This window comes from Pseudomonas sp. 7SR1, assembly GCF_900156465.1.
Lineage (GTDB): Bacteria > Pseudomonadota > Gammaproteobacteria > Pseudomonadales > Pseudomonadaceae > Aquipseudomonas.
Window position 1 is genome coordinate 4856075 of sequence record NZ_LT707064.1, and the last position, 12231, is coordinate 4868305.

General features: G+C 63.2%; 11 protein-coding genes. 6 read left to right on the forward strand and 5 right to left on the reverse strand.

Annotated features, from left to right (window positions below; all coding sequences use genetic code 11):
- Positions 1-151 precede the first annotated feature (151 nt).
- Together BW992_RS21470 and BW992_RS21475 are read right to left on the reverse strand one after the other, a co-directional pair.
- A complete protein-coding gene (locus tag BW992_RS21470; RefSeq protein ID WP_072391314.1) occupies positions 152-1363 on the reverse strand; it encodes a cytochrome c biogenesis protein DipZ in 1212 nt (403 codons plus the stop codon).
- A 194-nt stretch (positions 1364-1557) separates the two neighbouring features.
- The gene (locus tag BW992_RS21475) at positions 1558-1821 is read right to left on the reverse strand and encodes a DUF2790 domain-containing protein (protein WP_072431057.1); all 264 of its coding nucleotides are present in this window, start codon (positions 1819-1821) and stop codon (positions 1558-1560) included.
- Between the two features lie 233 nt (positions 1822-2054).
- Here BW992_RS21475 and BW992_RS21480 point away from each other — a divergent pair, with 233 nt between their 5' ends.
- From BW992_RS21480 to BW992_RS21495, 4 genes are all read left to right on the forward strand, one after another.
- Positions 2055-2795: a response regulator gene (locus tag BW992_RS21480; RefSeq protein WP_072391308.1), complete on the forward strand. Its 741-nt coding sequence runs from the start codon at positions 2055-2057 to the stop codon at positions 2793-2795.
- Positions 2792-4114 carry an ATP-binding protein gene (locus BW992_RS21485; RefSeq protein ID WP_076407073.1) on the forward strand — a complete coding sequence of 441 codons (1323 nt, stop codon included), beginning with the start codon at positions 2792-2794 and terminating at the stop codon, positions 4112-4114. The genes BW992_RS21480 and BW992_RS21485 overlap by 4 nt, the downstream gene beginning before the upstream one ends.
- A gap of 173 nt (positions 4115-4287) precedes the next feature.
- A complete protein-coding gene (locus BW992_RS21490; protein WP_072431059.1) occupies positions 4288-4488 on the forward strand; it encodes a hypothetical protein in 201 nt (66 codons plus the stop codon).
- A 14-nt stretch (positions 4489-4502) separates the two neighbouring features.
- Positions 4503-5009, forward strand: a complete 507-nt coding sequence (locus BW992_RS21495) for an HvfX family Cu-binding RiPP maturation protein (protein WP_072391300.1) — start codon at positions 4503-4505, stop codon at positions 5007-5009.
- Positions 5010-5101: 92 nt separating this feature from the next.
- On the opposite strand, the gene BW992_RS21500 is transcribed toward BW992_RS21495, so the two are convergent.
- From BW992_RS21500 to BW992_RS21510, 3 genes are all read right to left on the reverse strand, one after another.
- A complete protein-coding gene (locus tag BW992_RS21500) occupies positions 5102-5878 on the reverse strand; it encodes an HvfC family RiPP maturation protein (RefSeq protein ID WP_072391297.1) in 777 nt (258 codons plus the stop codon).
- The gene (locus BW992_RS21505; protein WP_072458816.1) at positions 5871-6758 is read right to left on the reverse strand and encodes an HvfB family MNIO-type RiPP peptide maturase; all 888 of its coding nucleotides are present in this window, start codon (positions 6756-6758) and stop codon (positions 5871-5873) included. Before BW992_RS21505 ends, BW992_RS21500 begins: the two co-directional genes overlap by 8 nt.
- A 148-nt stretch (positions 6759-6906) precedes the next feature.
- The gene (locus tag BW992_RS21510) at positions 6907-7293 is read right to left on the reverse strand and encodes an EF-hand domain-containing protein (RefSeq protein WP_072391282.1); all 387 of its coding nucleotides are present in this window, start codon (positions 7291-7293) and stop codon (positions 6907-6909) included.
- Positions 7294-7581: 288 nt separating this feature from the next.
- On the opposite strand from BW992_RS21510, the gene BW992_RS21515 reads away from it, so the two are divergent.
- Together BW992_RS21515 and BW992_RS21520 are read left to right on the forward strand one after the other, a co-directional pair.
- A complete protein-coding gene (locus BW992_RS21515; RefSeq protein ID WP_072458817.1) occupies positions 7582-9381 on the forward strand; it encodes a thiamine pyrophosphate-requiring protein in 1800 nt (599 codons plus the stop codon).
- 123 nt (positions 9382-9504) lie between these two features.
- Complete coding sequence (locus BW992_RS21520) at positions 9505-12093, forward strand: bifunctional diguanylate cyclase/phosphodiesterase (RefSeq protein WP_076407074.1); 2589 nt, start codon at positions 9505-9507, stop codon at positions 12091-12093.
- The last annotated feature ends 138 nt before the right edge of the window (positions 12094-12231 follow it).

Consider the following 12231-nt stretch of genomic DNA (forward strand, 5'->3'; position numbering starts at 1 on the left):
TTTATTAAAAAAGACGACCCTCTCAGAGGCCGTCTTTTTTCTATAAATAACTTTATGTTTTAAAAACAAGATATTGAAATATAACGACTTTACATAGAAAGGCCTCAAGCCTGACGCCCCATGGCAAGGGAGCACGCTCCCTCGCCACGGCTCACTGGCCTGCCTTCGCCTCTTGCAACAGTTGCTGGATCACCTGCTCCTGCTCACCATAACGCCCTTCGCCAAAATGGCTGTAACGCACCTGGCCCTTGGCATCGATGAAATAGTGGGCGGGCCAGTACTGGTTGTTGAAGGCGCGCCAGATCGCATACTGGTTGTCGATAGCCACCGGGTACTGGATATCCAGCTTGCGCACCTGCTGGCGCACGTTGTCGATGATTTTCTCGTAACCATATTCCGGTGTGTGGACGCCGATCACCACCAATCCGTCCTTCTCATACTTTTTCGCCCAGCCGTTCACATAAGGCAGCGTGTGCTGACAGTTGATGCAGTCATAGGTCCAGAAATCCACCAGCACTACCTTGCCGCGCAAGGACTCGCTGCTCAGCGCAGGCGAGTTCAGCCACTGCACCGCGCCGTCCAGCGAAGGCATGGCCCCCTGGGATTGAAGGTTCGGCATGGGTGCGGCGTTGGCCTTGCTGACCACGTAGTCGATCGCCTTGGGCACGTTCTCCAAAAGGCCTTTCTCCAGAGTGGCCGCGCCCTGGGAGGACGTATTGGCCAGCAGACGATCATCGACACCCGTGCCAATCGCCACGGCAGCCAGCAACACCACGGCTCCGGTGCCGCGGCGCAACCAGGTCGTCACCGGGAGGGAGAGCTTGAGGCGTCCCACCAGCCCGCGTCCGGCGAGGATCAGCACACCCAGGGACAAGGCGCTGCCCAGGCCGTAAGCCAGCAATAACAGGCTGGTCTGCGCATTGGCGCCTTGCAGCATGGCCCCGGTCAGGATCACGCCGAGTACCGGACCGGCGCACGGCGCCCAGAGCAATCCGGTGGCCACCCCGATGAACACGGACGCCAGCGGCCCGGCCACCTGCCCGGCACCGGCATCGATGCGATTGCCCAGGTTCACCAACGGCCGCGCCAACCAGGTGCCGACCCGGCTGAACATCAGCGACAAGGCGAACAGCACCATCACCCCGAGGGCCACTTGGCGGCCGACGCTGCTGGCGCGCAGTACCCACTCACTGCTGACCACCGCCAGGCTCGACACCAAGGCGAAGGTCAACACCATGCCGCCCAGGGTCAGCAATACCGAACTGCGGGACCGGTCGGCACGGGCGAACAGAAACGGGACGACCGGAAGAATACAGGGGCTGAGGATCGTCAGGATCCCGCCAAGAAAAGCGATCAGAAGCATGGCATCACCTAATAATGGATGAATGGATAAGCAGCCAGGTCGGATCAATCAACCGGACATGATGTGGCTTGCGGGGCTGCGCAACAGCCCTGGAGAGGCCTGAAACAGCGTTGCGCAGCACCATGGCCCGTGGCGATCCAGTGACATGAATCCAGTTGCAACAAACGGTTGGAGAGCATTCCTGATCTTTTTCATCAGTTTTCGTTATTGCAGTTTTCGGAAATTTTGCGGTAGTCCAATGCCTGCTTGTGGCCCGCTGAGTCCAGGTAGGTCATCCGGGCGTTCACCACACCGCAGGTCGGGTTGGCGTCTTCGGTGAGCGACAGCACCTTCTGGATATCCAGGTGGGAGCCGTAGGCGTAGGTTTGCGCCGGAACATTGCTTTCGGCTCGGGCCGACAAGGTGCAGATGTTCAGTGCGGCGAAAAGACAGGCGGCGTAGATGGCTTTGGTGTTCATGGTGCATTCCTCGATTCGTTCAATGGGCTGACTTGTGTCGAGGCTCGTGGTGTCGCCTCGTTGGAAGCCATTGAATGCCACCGAGGTATCGCGCCTGTATCGAGCCAGGCGGCTTTTTGCATCGCTGTGTATCCGTCGCGCGCCAGATACACTGCAATACAAACCGTCGCGAGCCAGGCCGGTCGGTGTCTGTAGACTGACCACCAACGAAACGCCATAAGGGGCTGTACACCATGGATCATGTCGACCATGTGTTGATCGTGGATGACGATCGCGAGATCAGAGAGCTGGTGGGCAACTACCTGAAGAAGAACGGCCTGCGTACCACCGTTGTCGCCGACGGCCGGCAGATGCGCACCTTTCTGGAAACCACCCCGGTGGACCTGATCGTGCTGGATATCATGATGCCGGGCGACGACGGGCTGGTGCTGTGCCGGGAGCTGCGTGCCGGCAAGCACAAGGCCACGCCGGTGCTGATGCTCACCGCGCGCAACGACGAGACCGACCGCATCATCGGCCTGGAAATGGGGGCCGACGATTACCTGGTCAAACCCTTCGCCGCCCGGGAGTTGCTGGCCCGCATCAACGCGGTGCTGCGCCGCACCCGCATGCTGCCCCCCAACCTGGTGGTGACCGAAAGCGGGCGCCTGCTGGCGTTCGGTCGTTGGCGCCTGGACACCACGGCCCGCCATCTGCTCGATACCGACGGCACCATGGTCGCCCTGAGCGGCGCCGAATACCGGTTGTTGCGGGTGTTCCTCGACCATCCGCAGCGAGTGCTCAACCGTGACCAGTTGCTCAACCTGACCCAGGGCCGGGATGCCGACCTGTTCGATCGCTCCATCGACCTGCTGGTCAGCCGGCTGCGCCAGCGCCTGCTGGACGATGCCCGCGAGCCGGCCTACATCAAGACCGTGCGCAGCGAAGGCTATGTGTTTTCGCTGCCGGTCGAGATCCTCGAGGTTTCGGCATGAACCTGTCATTGCGCTGGCCGCGGACCCTCGCGTCGAGGCTGTCGCTGATCTTCCTGATCGGCCTGATCCTGGCCCAGGGCCTGTCTTTCGGTGTCCAGTACTACGAACGCTACCAGAGCGCCAAGACCACCATGCTCGGCAACCTGGAAACCGACGTTTCGACCTCGGTCGCCATCCTCGATCGCCTGCCCGCTTCCGAGCGTCCGGCCTGGCTGCCCCGCCTCACCCGGCGCAACTACAACTACCTGCTCGATGAAGGCCTGCCCGGCCAGCCCATGGTCCCGGAAGACGCGCCGATATCGGTCAGCTCGATCCAGGACGCCATCGGCCAGGCCTATGCGCTGACCTTCACCGACATTCCCGGCCCGCAAAAGCACTACCAGGCCCATCTGCGCCTGGGCGACGGCAGCCCGCTGACCATCGACGTCCGCCCGGCCATGACGCCCCTGTCTCCCTGGCTGCCGGTGGTGTTGCTGGGGCAGCTGGCATTGTTGATCGGCTGCACCTGGCTGGCCGTGCGCATTGCCGTCAGGCCCTTGACCCGCCTGTCCCAGGCCGTGGAAACCCTTGACCCCAACGCCCACGGCGCGCGCCTGGACGAAAAAGGCCCGACCGAAGTGGTCCATGCCGCCAAGGCGTTCAATGCCATGCAGGAGCGCATCGCCGCTTACCTGAAAGAGCGCATGCAACTGCTGGCGGCGATTTCCCACGACTTGCAGACGCCCATCACCCGCATGAAGCTGCGCGCGGAGTTCATGGACGATGGCATCGAAAAGGACAAGCTGTGGAGCGACCTGGGCGAAATGGAACACCTGGTGCGCGAAGGCGTCGCCTACGCCCGCAGCATCCATGGCGCTACAGAAGCCAGTTGCCGCATCAACCTGGATGCGTTCCTCGACAGCCTGGTGTTCGACTACCAGGACACCGGCAAGGACGTTCAATTGTCGGGCAAGAACGCCGCCGTCATCGACACCCGCCCCCACGCCCTGCGCCGGGTGTTGGTCAACCTGGTGGACAACGCACTGAAATTCGGCGGCTCGGCGCAGATCCACGTGCAATTGACCGGCAATGGCCAACTGGCGATCCAGGTCCTGGACCGTGGCCCCGGCATCAGCGAGCACGAACTGACCGAGGTGCTCAAGCCGTTCTACCGCGTGGAAAGCTCGCGCAACCGGGAAACCGGCGGAACGGGCCTGGGATTGGCCATTGCCCAGCAACTGGCGATCGCCATGGGCGGTTCGCTGACCTTGAGCAATCGCGAGGGCGGCGGCTTGTGCGCCGAGCTGCGCTTGAGCCGCGAAACCGCTCCTGCCAGCTGAACGTCCACAAGGCCTGGCATCCGGGTTTGTATGCCAATGTGTCTGCCGTCGCCGGGCACACACGAACTTGCAATCCCCCGCGTTCCCGACACACCCCGCTTACACCCGCTTGAAAGACTCCCCGAGCCCCGGCCACTGAAAGGGTCGGGAACCACACCTCAAGGAGTCTTGCCATGCCTGCCACCACCACGCCATCCACCCTGCGTTTCCAGGGTCGCTTCCCGATCTTTGCCTGCTCTGACTTCAAGGGCGTCCCCACGAGCGACGGGTACGTACTGCCGTTTGGCCTGACCTGCGCCACCACCATCATCCGCCTGGTCGGCACGCCGGGCCGGGCCAACACGCGTGCCCAACCTCTGCAACACGCAGCGTAATCGGGGAGATCGTCATGTATCCAAGCATCCTTAAAGCCCTGCCCACTCGTCTCGATCACGCCGGAGCATGGCTTGCGCCACTGGGCCTGCGCCTGTTCCTGGCTTGGGAGTTCTTCGAATCCGGCCTGGAAAAATGGAACGGTACGAACTGGTTCAGCGAAATCCAGTCCGCCTTCCCATTTCCCTTCGACCAGTTGCCCGCCAGCTGGAACTGGGAGCTGTCGATGTGGGCCGAACTGCTCTGCGCCATCGCCCTGCTGATCGGCCTGGGCACCCGTCTATCGGCGCTGGTACTGATTATCGTCACCGTGGTGGCCACCGCCGCCGTGCATTGGCCCGCAGACTGGTCAAGCCTCAGCGAGCTGGCCCAGGGCTATGCGATCACCAATAAAGGCCATGGCAACTTCAAGCTCCCATTGATCTACCTGGTGGCGTTGATGCCGCTGCTGTTGCAGGGGGCGGGGAAACTGAGCGTGGATGCGCTGCTACAGACTGCCCTGAACCGTCGAAACGACGCCTGAAAACAAACCTTGTGGGAACGAGCTTGCTCGCGATGGCGGCGTATCGGTCACGGTTGATGGCGACCCGCTGGCATCGCGAGCAAGCTCACTTCTTACAGGGTTTGCGTTTCAATCGGCGGCGAGTGTCTTGCGCCCACCACACCTTCCTCTCGCATGCGCTTGAGCAGCGCCAAGGCGCTGTCCATGAATTCGAAGGCATTCGCCCCCGCTTCTTCGGCCAATCCCAGCAATTGCGCCCGTGCCTTCAGTTCCGGAAATTGCTCGATACGCTGCAACAACCGCCAGGCCAAGGGGCTGAGTTCAGAAAAGCGCACGTCGAGCCCAGGGGTACGCCTGACCAACAGCAAGGTTGGCTGGGATGGCGGTGTCGACGGCTGGTAATCCGGCGCCAGGCGATGCACCGGCCATTCATACGCCAACGGCCAGGCCAGGGGCGAAAGCTGCAAGGGCCGGTCGAGGCACAACGTTTCGTCATCGTTGGGCAAGGCTTGGGCCGGCGATTGCAACAGTGCCATTTCGACCCACTCGTAATGCGCCAGGTCAGCCATGAACGGCGGCTCCTCGGACACCGGCCGGGCCGACAGATAGTCCACGAACTCCCTGGCGATCTCTGCGAACCTGGGCGTGACGCAGCGATGCTCGCGCAGGAAGCGGCGTACACAGGCACGCCAGCGGTCCTGCCCCAGCACGCTTACCAGCACCGCAAAGGTGCCACTGAGTAACGAGCGCATGTTCTCGAAGATCAGGTCGCGATAGACCTGGGCCCGCTCCACGTCCATGCCGGACGGGACCGGACACCGCTCCGGATCGCGCAGGTAGCCGGTCAATGCCTGCTGCTGTTGGTGCAGGGTCTGCCGGAGTTCAGCCATGGATCACCGCCTGCCGGTCGGCGGTTTGCCGCTGCAACTGGCGGATGATCTGCAATTCGGCTACCAGCGCGGCGTAGGGTGGGAAGTTGAAATCCCGTTCCAGCAAGGTCGGCTGGATGCCGAAACGCGCATAGGCCCTGGCCAGCAGCGTCCAGACCACCGGCTTGACCGGCGCGCCGTGGCTGTCGATTTTCAGTGTGTCGGATTCGTCGTAATGCCCGGCCACATGCATCGCCACCACCCGCCCGGGATCCAGGCCGTCCAGGAATGCGCAGGGGTCGAAACCGTGATTGACCGAATTGACATAGACGTTGTTGACGTCGAGCAACAGGTAGCAATCCGCCTCGTGCAGCACTGCCTGGGTGAATTCCAGCTCGCTCATGTCCTGGTGGGGGGCGGCGTAGTAAGACACGTTTTCCACCGCCAGGCGTCTCCCCAGGACATCCTGGGCCTGTCTTATGCGGGCCGCGACGTGATGCACCGCCTCCTCGGTGAAGGGCAGCGGCAGCAGGTCATACAGATGCCCGTCATCGCCGCAGTAGCTCAGGTGCTCGCTGTACAGCGGCACATCGAAGCGCTCCAGGAAACCGCGCACCTGGGCGAGAAACGCCAGGTCCAGCGGAGCCGGCCCGCCCAGGGACAGCGACAGGCCATGGCAGGACAGTGGAAAACGCTCGGCCAACCCATGCAAAGCGGCGCCATGGGCGCCGCCGATGCCGATCCAGTTTTCCGGCGCGACCTCCAGGAAGTCGAAATCACCGGCAGGCGCCTCGCGCAGTTCATCGAGCAAGGCCCGGCGCAAGCCCAGGCCGACAGAGGTCTGGGGGAATGAAGCACCAGCGGCAGGACGGTTGAAGCTATGGCAAAACTCTTGGGACATGGCACATCTCCTTGACAAACAAGAGAGGGAGAGCCACGACGGATGGGGGCACGTCGCCACCGACCTGTGGCGAGGAGCGTCAACCCCTCGCCACACAAACACGCCTGCCCCATTCATGTACCAGTCGGGGCTCCCCAAAGGCGGAGGATCAGGACTCGATTGCCGCCCCGCACTTGCCCTCGCCGCATTTGCCTTCGGCGGTCTTGGCCTGGGCCGACAGGTATTGCTTGGCTTCCGGCAGGGATATGCCGCCGTCGTGGTTGGCGTCGATCTTGTCGAACTCGGCCGCACGCTCCGGTGCGGCGGCGATGAACTCGTCCCGCGAGACCTTGCCATCGTGGTTGGTATCGGTCTTGGCGAACTTGTCTTCGCCGCACTTGCCTTCGGCAGGTTTCTTCACCGTATCGGCCGCTGCCAGGGTATAGCCCTGGGCCAGGTCGTTCATGGTCAGAGCAGAAGCCGCCGAGGACAGGCCAAGGCCACCGACCAGGGCCAGGCCGAGTGCCAGGGACGAATTGCGCGAGAAGTTGAGCATGGGGTATTTCCTCCAGGGATTCGATCGCCAGTCACCGGCACCGCGTATGGGTCCCGGCTGGCTGGCGTAGTTAATCGTCGGTGTGTATCCGGCCTGTGTCCCGGACCCGCCCCTTCGTCAAGCAGATGTATCCGCCCTGCCCCGGTACACACTGAGATACACGCCCGGCCCTGGCACCCGCCCCGGAAAAAATCTAAACCTTGCGCGGCCTGTGTCGGTCAAGTCTGTAAGCACGCCAACCGCTGCACGCCGCTCCAAGCGGCTCGCGGCCTGAAACGAGGGACAGACATGAGCATGACCGTCGGTGATTTTCTGGTGGAACGTCTTTACGAATGGGGGGTTCGCCGGATCTACGGCTATCCGGGCGATGGCATCAACGGCGTCTTTGGCGCGTTGAACCGCGCCAACGGGAAAATCCGTTTCATCCAGGCCCGACACGAAGAAATGGCAGCCTTCATGGCCTGTGCCCACGCCAAGTTCACCGGCGAGCTGGGGGTATGCATCGCCACCTCGGGGCCTGGCGCGTCCCACCTGGTGACCGGACTCTACGACGCCCGAATGGATCACATGCCGGTGCTCGCCATTTGCGGCCAGCAGGCCCGCGCCGCCCTGGGCGGGCATTACCAGCAGGAACTGGACCTGGTCAGCCTGTTCAAGGATGTCGCCGGGGCGTTCGTGCAGCAAGCCAGCGCACCCGCCCAGGTCCGCCATCTGGTGGACCGCGCCGTGCGCACGGCCGTGGGCGAGCGCCGGGTCACGGCGTTGATCCTGCCCAACGACCTCCAGGAGATGCCCTACGCGGCGCCAGCCCACAAGCATGGCACCGTGCATTCCGGCGTCGGCTATCGCAAACCCAGGGTCGTGCCCTACGAAGAAGACCTGCGCAAGGCCGCCGATGTGCTGAACGCCGGCAAGAAAGTCGCCATCCTGGTGGGCGCCGGAGCGCTGCAGGCCACCGATGAAGTGATCGCCATCGCCGAGAAACTCGGTGCCGGGGTGGCCAAGGCCCTGCTGGGCAAGGCGGCGGTGCCGGACGACCTGCCCTGGGTCACCGGCTCCATCGGCCTGCTCGGGACCGAGCCCAGCGACAACCTGATGGCCGGTTGCGACACATTGCTGATGATCGGCTCCGGCTTTCCCTACGCCGAGTTCCTGCCGCCCGAGGGCCAGGCCCGGGGCGTGCAGATCGACATTCAGGCGGACATGCTCAGCCTGCGCTACCCCATGGAAGTCAACCTGCACGGCGACAGCGCCGATACCCTGCGGGCCCTGCTGCCACTGATCGAAGAGAAGACCGACCGCAGCTGGCGCGAGAAAATCGAGCACTGGCGCCAGCGCTGGGACCAGACCCTGGAGAAGCGCGCCCTGGTCAGCGCCAAGCCGATCAATCCGCAGCGGGTCACATTCGAACTGTCGCCCCGGCTGCCGGATCGCGCCATTGTCACCTGCGACTCAGGCTCCTGCGCCAACTGGTATGCCCGGGACCTCCATATCCGTCGCGACATGATGTGCTCGTTGTCCGGCGGCCTGGCGTCCATGGGCGCCGCCGTGCCTTATGCCATCGCCGCGAAATTCTGCCATCCGGACCGACCGGTGATCGCCCTGGTGGGAGACGGCGCGATGCAGATGAACAACATGGCGGAACTGATCACCGTGGCCAAGTACTGGCGGACCTGGGGCAATGGCGCCTGGGTCTGTGCGGTGTTCAACAACCGGGACCTGAACCAGGTGACCTGGGAACAGCGGGTCATGGAGGGCGACCCCAAGTTCGAAGCCTCCCAGGACATTCCCGACGTGCCCTACCACCTGTTCGCCGAATCCATTGGCCTCAAAGGCATCCTGGTACTGCATGAGGATGATGTGGCCGGCGCCTGGGAAGCCGCACTGGCGGCGGATCGCCCGGTACTGATCGAATTTCGCACCGACCCCGACGTCCCGCCGCTGCCTCCCCATATCAAGCTGGAACAGGCGAAGAAATTCGCCAGCACCCTGCTCCAGGGCGATCCGAACGAGGCAGGCATCCTGGCGCAGACGGCCAAGCAGGTGCTGAGCGGGCTCCTGCCGGGGCACCGCAAGGACAAGCAATAGCGCCAAGCGCTCGCGCAGCGCGCAATCCGCAGCTGTACATCGGCTGTCGGGCAATTAAGTTAATTGTCCGACAGCCGATACAAAGTCGTGCGGGATATTTCGCGTTTTGCCGATGGCTTGTTTATGACTGAAGATGCTGGTGACCATTCCACCGACCTGTCCCCGGGGCTGCCGACCCGTAGCTTCACCCGACGCACCTTCCCGGCCATCATGCTCCTGCTGTTTGTCATGTCCGCCCTGGCGATCGGCGTGCTGCTCAACATCACTCAGAACCAGGATGAGCGCGCCCGGGAACAGAGCCTTTTCTTCGCCCAGCGGGCCATCGAGGGGATCCGCACCGCAATTGCACGTGACTTGAGTGACTACTCCAAGTGGAGCGACGCCTACCGGCACCTGCATGTGACGGTGGATAAGGAGTGGGCCTACGACCAGGAGAACGTTGGTAGCAGCGTTTATTCGCTTTACGGCTACCAGGCGGTATTCGTCGTGTCCGCGAGCGGGAAAACCGTGTATTCGGTGATCGACGGGAAAATGGACGAGGTCGATGCCGATACCTGGCTGGCCGGTGACCTGCGAGGGCTCGCGAAACTTGCCAGGGCCCCGGAAAACCACGATGAGGTCGTGGTCAAGTTGTTGCATCACAACAATGCGCCGGCATTCGTCGCCGCCTCGGCCATCACCATCGGCACCGACAACAGCGTGCCCGAAATACCAGGGCCGCCCAGCCTGCTGTTATTCGTGAAAGTCCTGGACGCTGCTTCCCTACAGGCCCTGGCCCGGGATTTTGCCTTGCCCGATGCATTCATCACCGCAACCCAGGGGCCGCAGGGCACCGCCCAGCTAGCCCTTGATGACCAGGCCCTTGACGGCCAAGGCCAGGAAGCCCTCGCCTGGCGACCGGCCACTCCCGGACACGACCTGCGCAAGGTCTTGCTGCCGCTGCTGATCGTGGCGTTGCTGATCCTGGGGATCCTGGCGCTCGCCGTGTTGCGGCATGCGCTGATGATGCTCCGTGCCCAGCAGCGCCAGTACGACAGCCTGCTGGCCCACCGCAAGGCCCTGGAGCGCAGCGAAGAACGCTTCCGGGACATTGCCGAAGTGTCGTCCGACTGGCTATGGGAGGTAGACGCCAAAGGGACATTGACCTACCTCTCGGAACGCTTCGAACAGGTGACCGGTTTCAGTCCCGGCGAATGGCTGGGTAAACCCTTGCACAGGCTGCTGCATCCACACGGCGGCAGCATTTCCATCGCCCAATGGTTACTGGGCGGCGCCAGCAGTGGTTCGTCCTCCCCGCTGCTGTGCGAGTACACCGCGCGCAACCAGCGCATGCGTACCTGCAAGCTCTCGGTGCGGGCCATCGAAGCCGGCGCCCTGGGATTTCGCGGCACCGCCACCGATATCACCGATGAGCTGCGGGCACTGGCCCAGATCAAGCATCTGTCGCTGCACGACCCGCTGACCGGGCTCGCCAACCGCAACCGGTTGTTCGACTGCCTCAACGAACACCTGGATCCGGCCAGCGGCGTCCCGCTGGCCGTGTTGAACCTGGACATGGACCGATTCAAGCCGGTCAACGACTCCCTGGGGCATGCCGTGGGCGACAAGGTGCTCAGGGAAGTGGCGCATCTGCTTGTGCAAAACGTGCGCGGCACCGACCTGGTGGCTCGCCTGGGGGGCGATGAATTTGTCATCGTCATGCCTGAGCCGGGCGATTCGCAGGACCTGGAGCAACTGTGCGCGCGCCTGATCGACTGCATGCAGCGCCCCATGCACCTGGACGGCAATACCCTGTACCTGGGGGTGAGCATCGGCGTTGCCTGGGCACAACCCGGTGAAACCCGCGCCGACGAGCTGCTGCGACAGGCCGACATCGCCCTGTATGCGGCCAAGGCTGCCGGCCGCAACACCTGGCGCGTGTACGTGGAAGCGATGGGCAACGTGGCCCGGGACCGCCGCCGCTATGAGCAGCAATTGCGCGATGCCATGCACCACGGCCAGCTGGAGTTGCGCTACCTGCCCCGCTTCGATGTGAATGCCGAGCAGTTGCATGGGTTCGAAGCCCAGATGTTCTGGCACCATCCCGAAAAAGGTGAACTGAGCGGCAGCGACTTCATACCCGTCGCCGAAACGTCAGGCCAGTTGGAAGAGCTGGGGACGTGGATGCTGACCAATCTCTGTGAGGAAGCGGCAAGCTGGCCGACGCCGGTCAACGTGTCGCTGGCGGTTTCGCCCAAATGGTTCAGCAGCGGTTTCCTGCTCAACCAGGTGCAAACGGCCCTGGATGCAAGCGGCCTGGCACCCCATCGCCTGACCCTGGAAGTGGCCGAAGGCATCCTGCTGGTGGACCACAAGACTGTCGCCACGACCTTGCATGCCCTCAAGGATGTCGGTGTGCTGATCAACATCGACAAGTTCGGCACCAACATCGCCTCCCTGCGCGAAGTGCTGAACCAGCCGTTCGATGGCATCCGTTTCGATCGCAACATCCTCGCCCAGCTGGGCCTGGAGCACGACGAGGCCGGAGTCCTGGCGATGATCCGCCTCAGTCGCAGCGTCGGCCTGATGGTCACTGCCGAAGGCATCGAAAATGCCCGGCAATTCAGGCAACTATGCAGTGTGGCCTGCGACCACGTCCAAGGCCCCTATTTCGGCTCCGCCCTGGCTCGCTCGGAAATGGCCTCGTTCTTCACCACACCGCGCTGGCTGTAACCCTCCCACCGCTATCGCGAGCCAGCTCGCTCCCACAATGGGCACTGTGGTGCATGCAAAAGCCCCCCCGGTTCCCTGTGGGAGCGAGCTTGCCCGCAATGACGCCAGCACAGCCCACCTCACTGCAAGCTCAGCCCC